Below are 15,900 nucleotides of genomic sequence, written 5' to 3'. Positions count from 1 at the left end.
CTTATGAATTTAGATTTCAAAATTAAAAATTTACTTCTTATTTGCCTAATTTTTTTAGGAGTATTCAACCAATATTATTCTCAGACTCAAGATCAGCCGGATTTCAAAACCGGAGCAGATCAGTCTGAGCTTTATCTGCCGCTGCTCAAGAATAAAACAATAGGTGTGGTGACTAACCAAACCGGACTGATGAGTGATAAAAACCATGTCGTAGATTTTCTGGTCAAAAATAATATTAAGATCAAGGCGATATTCGCTCCCGAACATGGCTTCAGAGGAGATGCGGATGCAGGAGAAAAAGTTAAGAACGGGGTAGATACCAAAACAGGAATCCCGATTATTTCTTTATACGGAAACAATAAAAAGCCAAAACCTGAACAGCTAAAAGGAATTGATATTGTTGTTTTTGATATCCAGGATGTTGGTGTCAGGTTCTATACTTATATTTCAACTTTAACCTACCTGATGGAAGCCGGAGCAGAGAACAATGTAGAAATAATGGTGCTGGACCGCCCAAATCCACATGACGGATATACAGACGGACCTGTTTTAAAGAAAAAATGGTCAAGCTTCGTAGGAATGCACGAAGTTCCTGTAGTCTACGGATTAACGATAGGAGAGTATGGGAAAATGGTCAACGGTGAAAAGTGGCTGAAAAATGGAGTCCAGGCAAAATATACCCTGATTCCTATGAAAAACTATCACAAAAAACTACGGTATCCAATATTAGATAAACCTTCTCCGAATCTGCCTAACGATAAATCTATCAATCTATATCCAAGCCTATGCTTTTTTGAAGGAACTCAGGTTTCTGTGGGAAGAGGTACTGATCTCCCGTTTCAGATCTATGGTTCTCCATGGACGCCGGGACTTTCTTATCAGTTTACACCAAAACCTAATTTTGGAGCAAAAGATCCTTTCCTGAACGGGAAACTTTGTTACGGTGAAGATCTTTCAGCCTATCCGAAAGACCTTAAAGAGCTCAATCTTGAATGGCTGATCAAATCTTATAAAAACTATAAGAATACAAAGCAGAACTTCTTCCTAGAGAATTTGTTCTTCGATAAACTGGCCGGAACAGATGAATTCAGAAAACAGATCATAGCCGGAAGATCAATTCAGGAAATCAAAGCTTCATGGAAAAGTGATCTGGATAAATTTGAAAAGATCCGTACTCAATATGTTATTTATCAGGATTAGTTTATTGAATGTCAATAGTGAATTTGGCTTCGCGTATTAATTTTAAAGCTTTCACAATTAACTGGTGAAGCTAAATTCACTATTGCCTGTTCACTTTTTTATCAATCAAAATTCTGTGGAGGATTTTTATCGTTCTTACCCTTATTAAGGATGAAAAGCCCGAGTGATAAACCTATTACCCCTGCAAAAGCTGTCATTAATGCCCTTTCCAGTTTGTCGGGCAGGTCATTTCCGAGATAATTCATTAAAAAAAGGATCACAAAAGTAATCACTGAAATGATAATATGATTTTTTCCGAACAGTTTCATGTATTTATTTTAATTTATAAGAAATCATGACACCTCCTCTGTAAGGAAGGATTTCTCCGCTTTTGTTATATCCTTGAGCCGATTCATACCGCTTGCCGGTGGTACGATCGTATCCTTTATAGAAATCCGTGGATGAGCCTATAGTTGCATACACATCTATATTCCATCTGTCAGATACTTTGAATTGATATCCAGCGGTAACGCCAACTAAAAATGAAAATCCTTTTTGATATAGATTAGATTTAACAAATACCTCATTTCGGTCATTGGTATAGGCAACATCCTTCCAATAATTCCATTTCTGAAGGACAAATGAAGATACCCCAACATTGGCTCCAACATACCAATGGCTGAATGCCTCATTGAAGTAATACCTTCCCTCCAGAGAGAGGGAATAATACTGAAATTCATGCCCTGCAAAAGATTTCCAAGGAGATACCAGAACGTCCCCCTGCATGGTGATCTTCGAAGTTAATTGCTTTTCAAGCCCGATATTGATAAGTCCAATTGGAGCCAGAAGTGCATTTCCTTTGATATATAGACTTTTTTCCTGTTCTTGTTCCTGGGCTGTCAGCATTGCTGCAGACAGAAGTGTGATAGATGTAGTGAGAAATTTGTGTTTCAGCATTTATTTTATTTGTTTCAATAATTCTTCTGCGAGTTTGGAGTCTTTGTTGGTCTGAACGGCCATATTTTTAGACATTTCTGCGTAGCTTTTGGCCATTTCCTTATTTCCGGTAAGGAAATAAAGTTTTGCAAGAATGTAGGTGTTTTCTGGTGTTTCGCCACGCATTACAGATTTTTCTGCCCATTCCGAGGCTTTCTTTAGCGATGCCGGATTTTTGATATGATCACTGAATACCCACGCTGCTCTCAGCAGTTCATTAGGTTCAAATGCATCGGAGTTTTTATAATATTCCAAAGCTGCTTTTTCGAATTCAGGATAATTGGCGTTTTGCTCATAATAGCTGAGCTTCGTCTGATTCAGCTTGGATTGTGCAAGCTGTTTTCCTACTAACGGCTCGGCTGTTTTCATGAAATATTCGTCATTGATTCTTTTATTTTTATCATCAATAGACTGTTCTACGATTTTTGAAAGCTTCAGCTGATTGTCAAATTCATTGTAGGTTTCTTCCGGCAGGTATTTAATAATTTCAGCTTTTCTTGCTGTAAATGTGTTATAGTTACTGTCCTCCGTTGACTTTAGAAAAAATAAAAGGAAGCCTATTTCTTCTTTAGAAATTTCTTCTGTTTTCTTTTTATTTTCAAAATATCGGTCGGAAGCTTTTTTAGCGAAATCGTAATCTGAGGAAGAGTTCAGTTTCATAATATTGATCAGAAATTCCGGATCTTTTTCTCCATTGGCAAAACGTTCTTTTAAAGAACCTTTTTTGTTGCTTGCGGAGTTAATGTCCTGGGCCATGGCCACAAACATGCTCTGCTCCATATAACCTGAATTTTGAGAAACCAGCTCACCTTCACCATTCAGGAAAAGATAAGTAGGATAGGAGCGTACACCATATTTGGCAGCAATTTCCCTTCCTTCACCTTTTTCCATATCGAATCTGGCATTGACGAAATTGGTGTTGAAATAATCCCCGACAGGTTTCTGGGTAAATACATTTTTTTCCATCATCTTGCACGGTCCGCACCAGGCAGCATAGGCATCGATGAAAACAAGTTTTTTTTCTTTTTTTGCCTTTGCTATAATATCTTTGAACGGCAGTTCCTGGAACTGTATGGCTTCCTGAGCCAGTATAACAACAGAGCAGAAAACAAATACCCCGGAGATGATCTTCTTCATTTTCAAATTAGATTTGTAGGCGAAGATAGTTATTTTCCAAAAAACAGACGATGAATTTGGTCAGGCAGGCTCTATATTAACGAACTTTAAGACTGCTGCGAGCCGTTAAATAAAAAAAACAGGCCGAAACCTGTTTATTGCTTTTAAACTGTGAATTAGTTAAGAAACAGCTTCCACTGCCTCTTTGATAAGTTCCGTAATTTCTTTTGGGTGAGTAGCTAATGAAGCATGGCTGGCGTCCAGATGAATGATTTTCTTAGGATTCATTCTTTCTGCCATTTCCTTTTCTGTAGCCGGCGGGATCATTCTGTCATTATCAGAAACCTGGTACCAGCTTGGTTTTGTTTTCCATGCAGGTTCTCCCGCTTCAGCAGCGAAAATACTTCCGTGAATTGGTTTCTGAGATAAGGACATGACCACTGAATCTTCCGGATTAAGGTCCTGGGCGAAACTTTCGTGGAATTTGTCATACTTTATCCATAAAAATCCTTTTTCATCCGGAACAATATTGGATCCCCCGGCAGGCTGTTCTCTGCGTCCAAAAATTCCTCCCAGGCTTTCCCCTTTATCAGGAGCAAAAGCAGCAATATAAACCAATCCTACTACTTTATCATGATTTCCTGCTGCTGAAATAACAGCACCTCCGTAAGAATGTCCAACCAAAAGAACCTTCCCTTCCTGTAAATCGATCAGGTCTTTTGTTTTCTGAATATCATCATCCATAGAAGTCAATGGATTTTGAACACTTCGTACTTTATAGCCTTCGCTGTGAAGGTTTTCAATAACATGTCTCCAGTGAGATCCGTCTCCCCAAGCTCCGTGAACTAAAATAATTGTTACATTTTTGTTTTCCATATTTTTTATTCTTTACATTTTGTAAAACAAATTTAGGAGTCTGTTGCGTAAAAAATGTTCACTTTAGTTAACGTTTCAATGTTCTGTTCCTGATCCTGCTTAATGATTGCGGTTTTACTCCCAGATAGCTTGCAATATGTTTCTGGGCAACCAATTGAAAAATTTTAGGATTCTCTGTCAATAGGTTGTTGTAGCGTCTTTCAGGAGAATAATATAGTAGCTCTTCAATTCTTTTTTTTGCATTCAGATAAATTACTTCAGCCATTTTTCTTCCGAATTCCTGCCAGTAGGTATCTTTTTTATAAAGCGCCTGAAGATCATCTTTATGAAGCAGCAGAACTTCTGAATCTTTGACGGCTTTAATATTCATTTTTGATCTGGTATGACAAAGGATACTTTCATAATCTGTGAAGAAATAATTGTCAAAATGAAAATTGAAATTCACATCTTCGCCACTTTCACTGATATAGAATGTTCTCATAAAACCGGTTTTGAGAAACCCCAGGTATTGACATTCCTCTCCTTCTTTAAGGAAAAAATCAGTTTTTTTATAAATAGCTGCGTGTAAATAGTTGCAGAATTCTTCATAATGCTCTTCATCCACCAGAAACAGAGGTCCATATTTAGCATATTCGTTAATAATGTTTTTCATATAGTAAAAGGATGGTATAATTGTATGCTAGATTATTTTAGTAAAAACTAATATACTATTAAAAACTAACGAAAGATGCTAATGAAATGCTAATAAAAATTAAACTTATCTGGAAATAAAATAGCCAAGAAAATAGTATCATTCAAATTTCTCAAATAGCATAAAAAAATAATTTGTTTCCCGCCAAGTCATGAATAATATAAGGAGATTAAAAAATAAAATAATAGCTTAAACTCTACTAAACTATGATTAGCTATTAGATATCCACTCTTTAATTGAAAAGATATTTTGTCACAAGAAAAGAAGATATTGAAGTTTTATAAATCAAAAACCAATTCAGGTAAGCAATTTTCTTTCACAACTTGGGAATTTTGCTAATTTTTTAGCTTACGCATTATCCATCATTCTTCTTGTTCTCAATCCAAGAAAAGTCTGAACCCACGTTGAGGACATCTTTCAATATCCTTTGGCTTATTTCATTATTAAAATACAAAACAGGTGAGTAAAACATATTCTTTATGTGAAGAATGTTACATTATTTAAAACGCTTTGAGAATAATTCTAAACTTGCCTGATGAAGATTTTTAACCTTTAAAAACTAGCCTTGATATTAAAAAATAAATCAAGACGCTCTTAATACAAAAAATAATAGGTTAAACGGATTTTTTCCTTTTAAAAAGTAGAAAAGCAGGAAGTATCTGCCAACCATAGTCAATCTATAAAGGGCTTTCTAATAAGGCTTATTCAAGAATTTCCAAACTGGTGGTAAAGGTACAGAAACTGGTGGCTACCAGTATGGAGATATGATGTAAAACTATACATTTGAGTAACATAGAGTTGATGTTATAGCAATATCTAGTTCATATTGGGGTAAGAAAATAAGAGGAAAATATAGAACATATTTGTGTATCATCAGGAAGTTTACATGTACATATTTCTAATTGTGCCAGAACAGAGGTTACAGCATAAAATATGGAAAATCATAATTTTTTTGTTCTTGCCTAGAAAGGTAAAAATGGATATGGTTTTAGAATTCAACTTCATCTCTATAAAGATTGGTAAGATAGCTATCCTATGATAGAATAATATTTCAATAAAATTAAAACACATGAAGAAAAAAACAATTATTTTGAGTGCAGTTCTAATGTCCTCTGTAACGTTAGTGGATGCACAGGATACTAAAAATAAACCTTCGGATTCCATCACCAAAAAAGTAAAAGATGTGGAAGAAATTCTTTTAGTAGGATTCGGAAAACAGAAGAAAGGAACCGTTTCCGGATCTATAGTTTCTGTAGATAAAAGAATACTGCAGGATCGTCCAACAACAAGCTTAACGGCAAGTATACAAGGTGCTTTACCAGGAGTTACAATTAAGTCTTCCTTAGGAGATGTGGGTTCTGTAGCTGTCTTAAATGTAAGGGGAAGAAGTGTTGCTGGTAATTCGCCAATCTATATTATAGATGGTATTCCCTCCAGTGCTGCAGATTTTTCCAGACTAAGTCCAGCTGATGTTGAAAATATAAGCATATTAAAAGATGCTTCAGCAGCTATCTATGGTACAAGAGCTGGTTATGGTGTCATTCTTGTCGAGACCAAAAAAGGCGGTGGAGGTAAGATGAGTATAAGTTATAATATGTATAATGGCTATCAGACACCAACTTATTTGCCTAAGTATGTAGGTGCTGTTGAATATATGAAATTAAAAAATGAAGCATATTACAACGCCAATAATAAGGTTGGTTATTTTTCTCAGTACAAGCAAGAGCAAATAGATCTTACAGCTGCAGGTGCAGACCCGGATAGATACCCTAACACAGACTGGTATAAATCAACTTATAGAAAAATGGCAAATGTGCTTAATAATGAGATTAATGTATCAGGAGGTGACAAAATTCGTTATTTCGCAAGTTTAGGGTATTTGAAACAGGAGTCTCTATCCCCCACAAAAGGTATGGATAGATATTCTTTTAGGACAAATACATCCTCTAAATTAAGTGATAAACTTACAGTAAATTCTAATATATCGTTTATCAAACAAATGATCAATAATCAGGGAGGCGGTATTAATACTACAGAATTGGCAAGAATATCTCCTACTATGGCATTAAGACAATCCAATGGATGGTGGGGATCTATAAATGCTGGTAAAGTAGATAACACATTTGCGAATACCAATCCTGTAAGAAATAACATTGAGGGTGGAGATTCCAAGTCAAATGATCAAAAATTTATGGGTGCATTATCTGCAAACTACGCTCCTGTAAAAGGATTAGCTGTAGATGTTCAAATCAGCTATTCAAATTGGAACTATCGTTCAGGCACTTTTGTAAATACACTGAATCCTGTATACAATTTTTTGACTAAAGCTCCTATTGGTGCAACTGCGAGAGCAATTAATAACTATTCTGAGTCTTGGAATTCTGATGAATTACTTAATACTCAGGTTTTGGTGAGTTATGAAAAAAAGATTTCATCACATTATTTTAAAGTTTTGGGAGGTGCTTCCTATGAAGACTATACAGTTAGATCAATCTATGGTAAAAAATCTAATATACCAAAAGATGGATTACATTCTTTAAGTGCTCTTACTACCCTTGATGGAACCTTAGATGAATTGAGGTCTAATACTCAGCAATATGCTTTGCAGTCTGCTTTCGCTCGTATTAATTATAATTATCAGGAAAAATATTTTTTAGAAGGTATTGTAAGGGCAGATGCATCTTCGCGTTTTGCCAAAGAAAATAGATGGGGCTATTTTCCTGCAGTCCTGGCTTCTTGGAGACTGGATAAGGAGAATTTTATTAAAAACTTGAATTTTATCAATACCCTAAAATTAAGAGGTTCTTATGGCAGTACAGGATCTGTCAATACCATTGGTTATTATGACAGCCAGACCTATATGGATAATAGTTCTTCAGTTCTAGGGAATGTTATAGTTGGGGCAGTGGTACCAGGTAAGGTTGGGTTTTCGGATATAGGTTGGGAAAAAATAGTCACCAAAAATATAGGCCTGGACGGGTCTCTATTCAGTAATACTTTCACTTTCTCAGTTGATTTATATAACCGTCTTACAAAAGGTGCATTAATGAGCAATCAATTAGAATATGAAACAGGTGTAGCAGAAAGCCAAGCGCCGCCAATTAATGCGGGTGATGTAGAAAATAAAGGGATAGAAATTACTTTGGGATATAATAAAAGTTTTGGAAATGGGGACTTTTACATCAATGCTAATGTTGCTAAAAACCAAAATAACATTCTTTCACTTGTAAATAACAAACCTTTATATAGTGATAACTGGATAACACAAGTAGGAGGTTCAATTGGTGATTTCTACGGATACAAAACTGCTGGTCTCTTAACCCAGGAGGACATTAATAATAATTATCCCCAATTATATAGCGCTTCTCAACCTGGCGATATAAAGTATGTAGATATTAATGGGGACGGAGTTGTTAATGAGAACGATAGAACAGTAATAGGAAATGATGTTCCAAGTTTTACCTACGGTATAAGCCTAGGAGGTAGATATAAAAATTTTGATCTTAGCGTAGTAGGGCAAGGAGTAGCTAATGTTCAGGTATATCTGGATAAAGAATCTTCTCAGGCATTTTTCAATGGTGCAGGTGCAAAGCAATATGTTTTAGATAACAGATGGACTCCAGAAAATCCAGATTCTAATGCTTTGTATCACAGAGTGCTGCCGTCTGGAGGAGGAACTCAAAATATAGGGGTCGCTTCAGATTTTTGGCTTTTTGATGCAAGTTACTTTAGAATTAAGTCTATTACTTTGGGATATTCCATTCCTGAGAATGCAATTAGCCACATAGGATTGAAAAAATTCAGAATATATGCAAACTTAGAAAATTACTTTACGCTGAGAGGTGACAAAAGAATGAAAGATTTTGATCCTGAAATGCCTAGCGCCCGTTCAACATATCCGTACTTAAAAACCATATCGTTTGGTATAAATACAACTTTTTAACTTAAAATGAAACATCTGAAAATGAAAAAAATAAAAATTATATTACTGTCAGTTATCCTGGCTGTAGTTACCAGTTCTTGTAATTTAGATAGGTTTCCAGAAGACAAAATATCAGAAGATACATTTTGGAAAACTGAAAAAGACGCTACCATGGCATTAAATGGTATTTATACATATTTGTCCGGCGCAGCTTATAACAATTTGTATAACGATAGCTATACCGATAATTCATTTGCTCAATATCCCTGGGAAACAACTGCAGTAGATGCTTCTGCAGGGAATATACTTCCTTCTACAGATTTCGGTTATGATTTTACTACAATTAGAAGGGTAAATACCTTTTTAGAAAATATTGATAAAATCCCAATGGACAAAAATCTTGCTAAAAGATATATAGCAGAAGCAAAATTTATAAGAGCTTTTAATTATTTTAACTTATCTCAGTACTTTGGAGCTCTTCCATTAGTGCAAAAATCAGGCGAGTTGGATGGTGCCACCCTTACACCTATTTCTGAAGCTAACATTGATGATTATGTTATCAGTGAATTGAGTGCTATAGAAAATGATTTACCAACTACTTATACTTCAGGTCAAGATAAAGGTAGAATAACAAAAGGAGCTGCATTGGCATTTAAAGCAAGGGTGTATTTGTACATGGGAAAATATAAAGAAGCTTATGAAGCTGCTCAATTGGTAATTAATTCTGGTGCTTACAAGCTTTTCAATACTGCAACGGTTGATAAAAGTACAAACTATGACAGCTTTGTTACCTTTACTTCTACCACCGATAAAGATGATTTTTATAAAGGTATAAGTAATTATCAAGCGTTATTCTGGGCTAAAAATAATGGCAATAAAGAATCAATTTTAGAAGCTCAATATATACCAGATCCTAAAGGAACATATAGTAATTACATGACCCTTCTCCTGTTGCCAAATCAAGAGAGTGGATGGAGTTCTATAACCCCAACAATTGATCTGGTAAATGCCTACTGGAAAAAAGATGGAACTGCCTTTACGCCCCCTTCTAATGCTACAAGAGCTTCAAATTATAATAATGGTAATCCAAATAACATCTATCTGGATGAATTTAAAGACAGAGATACCCGTTTATATGCAAGTATTATGCACCCAAACGGACCTTGGTCTTACTTAAAAGGTTTTGGCACAAACCAGCTATTCACGTGGAGCAAAGGAGCAAACAATACATCGAAAATTGGCTATAACTACAAAAAGATGGCTGATTATAACTCGCTGGATGAGAACTTATATGCAAGTAATAATTTTATGCTTATTCGTTATGCAGAGGTATTGCTTACTTATGCTGAAGCAAAAAATGAATTTTCAGGGCCCGAAGTCTCTATTTATGATGCATTAGACCAAATCAGAAGTAGAGTAGGTATGATAGGAATTAGCAAAACACAAACAAAAGAAACCCTAAGAGACATTATCAGAAATGAAAGAAGAATAGAACTGGCAAATGAAGGACACAGATTCTATGATATTAGAAGATGGAAGATTGCACCAAATGTAATGAAAACAGTTTATGATATTACAAATACACAGGTTGGAACAAGAGTTTGGAATGATAGATTTTACAGATTTCCTTATCCTCAAAAAGCTGTGGATTTAAATCCAAAATTAAAAGAAGCTCAAACTGCGAAAGGATATTAAGTATAGATGAAAAACGATTAGTAGGAATATGAAGTTGATGATACTTCTGGTGCTTTGGCTGGAATATCATTGGCAGGTATTGGTAATACTAGGATTGTCATTGCTAACATTAGCGTTAGGATCAAGAAATGGATATTCAATTATCTATCTAATTAATCAATAAATAAACACTTTATGAAAAACAAATTATTTTTGTTGATATTATTTATATCTATAATCCACAATGGTCAAGATTTTTCTTCAAAAAAAAATAGAATGGAAGAAGATATCGAGTATGAAATTAGGCATAAGTCTATGCCTTGGTTTTCAGAAATGAAAGATTATGCAGACTATTTTAAAATTAAATCGAATTTTGATAAGTATTTTGGAAACCACAGATGGGAAAAAAGCAAACCGCGAAGTCTCGGTGAAGATTGGCTTAAAACCAAGCTGTTTTATCTGGATGAGAAAGGAAAAGTAGTTCCGGAGCCTTTTTTAATAAACAATTCAAAAATTAAGAATAAGGCATTAATAAATACGCAGACTCAAGTGGGAAGCTGGTCTATGATTGGTCCTGTAAATAGTGCTACTACATCTTATTCAGGTAAGGGGAACCATGGAGGATATGTGTATCTAAATAAAATTGATCCTACCAATCCTCAGAAGATATTTGTATCTTTTGTCACCGGTGGGTTATGGCGTACAATTGATGGGGGTTCAACCTGGAATTTGGTTGATAACGGTTTCCCTGATTCTAGATATAATGATATAGATGTGTGCATCGCTAATCCGCAAATTGTTTATGCATTAAGTGATAACCAGCTCATTAAATCTACCGATGGAGGCCTTAATTGGCTTACAACCACTATGACTGCCAATAACTATCCGGGAAAAGCATATGATATTGCTGTTTCACCTGTAAATCCGGATATTGTAGTGGTTCGTTGGGGAACATCGCTTTATCGCACAATCAATGGGGGAAGCTCTTGGAATGAAGTTTATACTGGACTTCCTAATTATGCAATACGTGACTCATCAATACACAGCGAGTGTTTGGAATGGGATACCAATGATAGTAATTCTGTTTATTTTGCCAGCACTTCCAATGATAATGTTTTCAAAGTTTATAAATCTGCAAATCAGGGAGCGGGTTTTTCCCAATTGAATTCTACAACACTAAATGCTTCATCAAATGGTCAAATCATCGGGTGGACAAAAGTTTTTTTACCTATTAATAATACGGCTTCATTCTATGTAGCAGTAGGTACAGGCTCTAGCGCTTATGGTCATAATGCAGTTCATTTATACAAATTAAATAAATTAGCAGGAAATGTTGAGCTTACCAGAACCAATATGGTTTCCGGTATTGGAGACGCATTCAATCATGATCCGGTATTACACCACGGAGATATCCAGATGGATCGTCATGATGAAAATAAAATGGCTTACGGAAGTTATGGAAATAAAAAAATACATATTTCTACAAACAATGGTGTTTCATTTTCCTTATCGTCAGGAACTACCCATTCTGATATCAGGACTATTGATTTTATCAACGGAAAGCTAATTGTAGGGAGTGACGGGGAAATGGTAGATTCTAATGATTTGGGAAGTACTTTGACAACAAAAACCAATAGCATCAGTAATCATGAATTATGGGGATTTGGCAGTGCATTTAAAACTAATTTAGTTGCATCAGGAAATAACCATGGTCCTGTTATGATCAAAGAAAGTGGTAATGGTTTTACATGGTACAATGGGACAGGGGCAGATCAGGGAAACACAGATGTAAACCCTTTGGATGACCGTTATATTTACAGTCAGGGATACAGTAACTACCGTTATTTTAGAACCGGTGTACATACTTTAATAAATGAATCTAATTTTTTAGATTTGGGAGGAATCTATAATTATTTTAATTCTATAGAATTTCATCCTAATAAATACTATAAGATTATTACACACCACGCCGGTCAATATCCAACTGGAAATTCTAATCTTGCAACATGGAAAAACTCTCTTATCAAAACCGAAGATAACGGAAACAGCATTTCTATTATTAAGACTTTTAATAAACAAGTTTTCAGAGAAAAAATTTCTGCTAAGAATCCAAATGTAATGTGCGTTGTAGAAGATATTACCAATAATAAGCTTTGGAAAACTACAGATGAAGGAGCTACCTGGACTGATATAACACCAAATACAACCATCACATCAGGCCCGAAAAATATATCAGATATTGCTATTGGGGATGATAATGCTAATGAAATTTGGATCACCTATAGTGGGGTTCAGTCGGACTGTAAGGTTTTAAAATCTAATGATGGAGGGGCAACCTGGACTAATCTTAGTTCTTCTGTACTCACTACTTCTCCTATTACGAAAATTATTTTCCAAAGAGGATCAAACGGCGGTGTGTATGTAGGCAATAAAGCAGGGGTATTTTACAGAAATGATGCAATGCCGAATTGGGTAATGCTGGGTAATGGCTTGCCAATGTGTGATGTACGCTTTATGTTTATTAATTATAATGAGAATAAGTTAAAAATAGGAACTTCTAGGGGTGCTTTTGAACATACTCTGTATGAGATAAGCCCACCCAATGCTCTAATATCAGCTGATAAAAACAAAATATATTGTCCGGCAATAGAAAAAGTACAGTTTAAAGATTATTCAGTAGTTCGTAATGCCAGCGCAACATGGCAATGGAGCTTCCCTGGCGCAACTCCCTCAACTTCAACATTAGAAAATCCGCTGGTATCTTATAAAGATGCTCCGAGTGGATGGTATTCTGTAACATTAACCGTAACAGATCAATATGGTACCAGTACACAAACATTAAATAATTTTATTGAAGTAAATAATCAATGTGTTCAGATTTTTGATCCGGCTAAAGATTATAAAATCATAAACCGTGCAAGCGGGAAATCTCTTGATGTATATGCTGGGTCTTTGAATAATGGAGCGAAACTGATTCAAATGGACTATACTGCGGGCAACAGCCAGAAATGGAAATTGGCTCAAACAGGAGAAAATTATAAAATAATCAATAAGAATAGCAATAAACTGATTGACAATCCTTCTGGTTCCACTGCTGACGGTACAGCAATGATCCAGTATAGCGATACTGGAGGTACAAACCAGCAATGGCAGTTAGTGGATTTAGGCACGGGATATTATAAAATTATAAATGTTTCAAGTGGCAAAGCATTAGATAACTCCGGATCCAGTACAACAAACGGTACAAATATAGTACAGTGGACTTATGGAGGAGGAAATAATCAGCAATGGCAAATTGTAGAAGTATTTGATCCGGCTAAAGATTATAAAATCATAAACCGGGCAAGCGGGAAATCTCTTGATGTATATACTGCGTCTTTGAATAATGGAGCGAAACTGATTCAAATGGACTATACTGCGGGCAACAGCCAGAAATGGAAATTGGCCCAAACAGGAGAAAATTATAAAATAATTAATAAGAATAGTAACAAACTGATTGACAACCCTTCAGGTTCCACTGCCGACGGTACGGTAATGATTCAATATAGCGATACTGGAGGTACAAACCAGCAATGGCAGTTAGTGGATTTAGGCACGGGATATTATAAAATTATAAATGTTTCAAGTGGTAAAGCATTAGATAACTCCGGATCCAGTACAACAAACGGTACAAATATAATACAGTGGACTTATGGAGGAGGCAATAATCAGCAATGGAAGATTGTTGATGTGGCTTCTTCAGCTGGAAAGATGGCTGGTGCTGTTACGGCACTAGACCAAAACAATACCATTGAAAAGCTGATCGTATATCCCAATCCTTTAAAAAGCAATACACCCCTAAAAATAGACGTGCCGGCAGGATGGAAAAATTCGACATTATTTGTATTCGATAGTCTGGGAAAATTAATCGTAAATGCTACATTAAAGGTAGGCGTAAACGAGATGTTACTTAATGTATCTACCGGGGTTTACTATTTAAAAATTGTCAATCAAAATGACACTTTTAGTACAAAACTTCTTGTGAAATAAATATTGATTTGACTGGTTAAAAGGAACAATCATATTTTTAAAAGTCTTTATGTCACCAAAAGATTACAGTTGGTTTTATCTTAATATTGATACTTTCTAGACTAGTATAAATGTAAATTAATAAATAAAATCAAGGTAAATAAATGACGTTTTAAATTAAAAATTCAAAAAGATTTTACTCCTGAACCCTTTTCTTTTTTTAATAAAACTCTTCCAATACATAATTCAGAAGGATGGTTTTGCCATCCTTCTGAATTATTTTTACCCCCGATTGTATTGATGGTCAGTGCTCCTCAGCAGAGCTCAATTCCTCTTCCAATCAGTTGCCGGATAATAAGAACTATTTTTGTGGAAAACACCACCTATTTTTGATCACATTACCTTCAAATCAATTATAGGGAATTCCTGATAATTAAATCAGAAGCATTTTCAATTCTTTCTCGTCTGGTATTAAGAACCATCTCCGCCAGAATTTTTCCCATTTGACAAAAATCTGTAGAAATTGTAGTAATGCCATTTTCTACAATACTTTTAAGAGGGGTTTCATTATAGGAGATAATACCGAAATCTTTTCTAATCTCTAGATTCTGCTTTTTAGACTGTTTAATGACGTTTACTAAATGTTTATCATCCGGAATTATGAATACGTCTCCCTTCAGTATTTCCTCATCTGTAAAATTACTGATAATGATATGTTTTTTTTTATACTGCTCACAAAAACTGGTAAATCCTTCTACCATGCCTATAGGTTCTTTTTTTCCAGGGAAAATAAGAATCAATCTTCGGTAAGCTTCAAGCAAATTTTTCGCTTTGAATAGACCATTGTATATGTCTTTTGCGAAATTTTGGTGTACTGACGAATATTCTCTTAAATGTAAATTGGTTTGATCTAATATGTAAACGTCTTTCTTTGGAAGAGTCTTAATAATGGGTGCAGTATCATTCATATTGCTTGGCATAACGATGTATTTTGTGTAGTTTCCATTATTTTCTTCGATTAACTTCTTGAAGACATCTATATTAAAATAGTGGAAAAAAACATGGATATTAGATCTTTGCTGTATGTCTTCCAAAAGCGAATTATAAAGGTTTTCCTTGAAAGCATTCAACTCATCAAACAGTAGAAAGATTCGCTCTTCAAAATGCCAATCGGTACTTTTTATATAGTATCCTCTACCTAAAATGGCATTTACTACTCCTTTTTTTTTCAGTGTTTCATAGGCATATAAGACGGTGTCTCTAGAAACGCCGAATTCCATACACACTTTATTGATGGAAGGTAACTTGTCATTCTTTTTTAGCAGTTCTTGGGCAAGAGCTTGTTCAATGGAATTTATAATCTGTCGGTATTTGGGTACAACTGAATCGGGAGTTATTCTAATAATTTTCATAATTTTTCAAAATGTGTTAAACTGGT

The 15,900-nt window shown here is 35.1% G+C and carries 10 protein-coding genes; 4 read left to right on the top strand and 6 right to left on the bottom strand.

The features are described 5' to 3' along the window. Positions 1 to 3 precede the first annotated feature (3 nt). Positions 4 to 1,200, top strand: a complete 1,197-nt coding sequence (locus J4Q03_RS06780; protein WP_426047445.1) for an exo-beta-N-acetylmuramidase NamZ family protein — start codon at positions 4 to 6, stop codon at positions 1,198 to 1,200. Positions 1,201 to 1,301: 101 nt separating this feature from the next. On the opposite strand, the gene J4Q03_RS06775 is transcribed toward J4Q03_RS06780, so the two are convergent. From J4Q03_RS06775 to J4Q03_RS06755, 5 genes are all read right to left on the bottom strand, one after another. Further along, positions 1,302 to 1,508 (bottom strand): hypothetical protein, encoded by a 207-nt coding sequence (locus tag J4Q03_RS06775; protein WP_426047444.1) that lies wholly within the window; start codon positions 1,506 to 1,508, stop codon positions 1,302 to 1,304. Between the two features lie 4 nt (positions 1,509 to 1,512). Continuing rightward, positions 1,513 to 2,136 carry a DUF3575 domain-containing protein gene (locus J4Q03_RS06770; protein ID WP_426047443.1) on the bottom strand — a complete coding sequence of 208 codons (624 nt, stop codon included), beginning with the start codon at positions 2,134 to 2,136 and terminating at the stop codon, positions 1,513 to 1,515. Then, on the bottom strand, positions 2,137 to 3,312 hold the full coding sequence (locus J4Q03_RS06765; protein WP_426047442.1) for a thioredoxin family protein: 1,176 nt from the start codon (positions 3,310 to 3,312) through the stop codon (positions 2,137 to 2,139). Positions 3,313 to 3,471: 159 nt separating this feature from the next. After that, positions 3,472 to 4,167 (bottom strand): alpha/beta hydrolase, encoded by a 696-nt coding sequence (locus tag J4Q03_RS06760; protein ID WP_426047441.1) that lies wholly within the window; start codon positions 4,165 to 4,167, stop codon positions 3,472 to 3,474. A gap of 67 nt (positions 4,168 to 4,234) precedes the next feature. After that, positions 4,235 to 4,819, bottom strand: a complete 585-nt coding sequence (locus tag J4Q03_RS06755) for a Crp/Fnr family transcriptional regulator (protein ID WP_426047440.1) — start codon at positions 4,817 to 4,819, stop codon at positions 4,235 to 4,237. Between the two features lie 1,108 nt (positions 4,820 to 5,927). Here J4Q03_RS06755 and J4Q03_RS06750 point away from each other — a divergent pair. The 3 genes from J4Q03_RS06750 to J4Q03_RS06740 all read left to right on the top strand — a co-directional run bounded on the left by J4Q03_RS06750 (position 5,928) and on the right by J4Q03_RS06740 (position 14,483). After that, positions 5,928 to 8,801, top strand: a complete 2,874-nt coding sequence (locus J4Q03_RS06750) for a SusC/RagA family TonB-linked outer membrane protein (RefSeq protein ID WP_426047439.1) — start codon at positions 5,928 to 5,930, stop codon at positions 8,799 to 8,801. Positions 8,802 to 8,822: 21 nt separating this feature from the next. Beyond that, positions 8,823 to 10,475 (top strand): RagB/SusD family nutrient uptake outer membrane protein, encoded by a 1,653-nt coding sequence (locus J4Q03_RS06745; protein WP_426047438.1) that lies wholly within the window; start codon positions 8,823 to 8,825, stop codon positions 10,473 to 10,475. Positions 10,476 to 10,730: 255 nt separating this feature from the next. Next, positions 10,731 to 14,483, top strand: a complete 3,753-nt coding sequence (locus tag J4Q03_RS06740) for an RICIN domain-containing protein (protein WP_426047437.1) — start codon at positions 10,731 to 10,733, stop codon at positions 14,481 to 14,483. A gap of 392 nt (positions 14,484 to 14,875) precedes the next feature. Here the strand turns inward: J4Q03_RS06740 and J4Q03_RS06735 are convergent, their stop codons facing one another. Beyond that, the gene (locus tag J4Q03_RS06735; protein ID WP_426047436.1) at positions 14,876 to 15,874 is read right to left on the bottom strand and encodes a GntR family transcriptional regulator; all 999 of its coding nucleotides are present in this window, start codon (positions 15,872 to 15,874) and stop codon (positions 14,876 to 14,878) included. Positions 15,875 to 15,900: the final 26 nt, after the last annotated feature.

The organism is Chryseobacterium sp. NFX27, assembly GCF_049887855.1.
Classification (GTDB): Bacteria; Bacteroidota; Bacteroidia; order Flavobacteriales; family Weeksellaceae; genus Chryseobacterium.
This window is presented reverse-complemented; position numbering and strand designations above follow the sequence as displayed.

What these genes read in the sequence shown, in the direction of transcription:
- J4Q03_RS06750 (WP_426047439.1), top strand. Translation starts at nt 5,928, where the DNA reads ATGAAGAAAAAAACAATTATTTTGAGTGCAGTTCTAATGTCCTCTGTA.
- J4Q03_RS06740 (WP_426047437.1), top strand. Translation starts at nt 10,731, where the DNA reads ATGGAAGAAGATATCGAGTATGAAATTAGGCATAAGTCTATGCCTTGG.
- J4Q03_RS06780 (WP_426047445.1), top strand. Translation starts at nt 4, where the DNA reads ATGAATTTAGATTTCAAAATTAAAAATTTACTTCTTATTTGCCTAATT.
- J4Q03_RS06755 (WP_426047440.1), bottom strand. Translation starts at nt 4,819, where the DNA reads ATGAAAAACATTATTAACGAATATGCTAAATATGGACCTCTGTTTCTG.
- J4Q03_RS06770 (WP_426047443.1), bottom strand. Translation starts at nt 2,136, where the DNA reads ATGCTGAAACACAAATTTCTCACTACATCTATCACACTTCTGTCTGCA.
- J4Q03_RS06765 (WP_426047442.1), bottom strand. Translation starts at nt 3,312, where the DNA reads ATGAAGAAGATCATCTCCGGGGTATTTGTTTTCTGCTCTGTTGTTATA.
- J4Q03_RS06735 (WP_426047436.1), bottom strand. Translation starts at nt 15,874, where the DNA reads ATGAAAATTATTAGAATAACTCCCGATTCAGTTGTACCCAAATACCGA.
- J4Q03_RS06775 (WP_426047444.1), bottom strand. Translation starts at nt 1,508, where the DNA reads ATGAAACTGTTCGGAAAAAATCATATTATCATTTCAGTGATTACTTTT.
- J4Q03_RS06745 (WP_426047438.1), top strand. Translation starts at nt 8,823, where the DNA reads ATGAAAAAAATAAAAATTATATTACTGTCAGTTATCCTGGCTGTAGTT.
- J4Q03_RS06760 (WP_426047441.1), bottom strand. Translation starts at nt 4,167, where the DNA reads ATGGAAAACAAAAATGTAACAATTATTTTAGTTCACGGAGCTTGGGGA.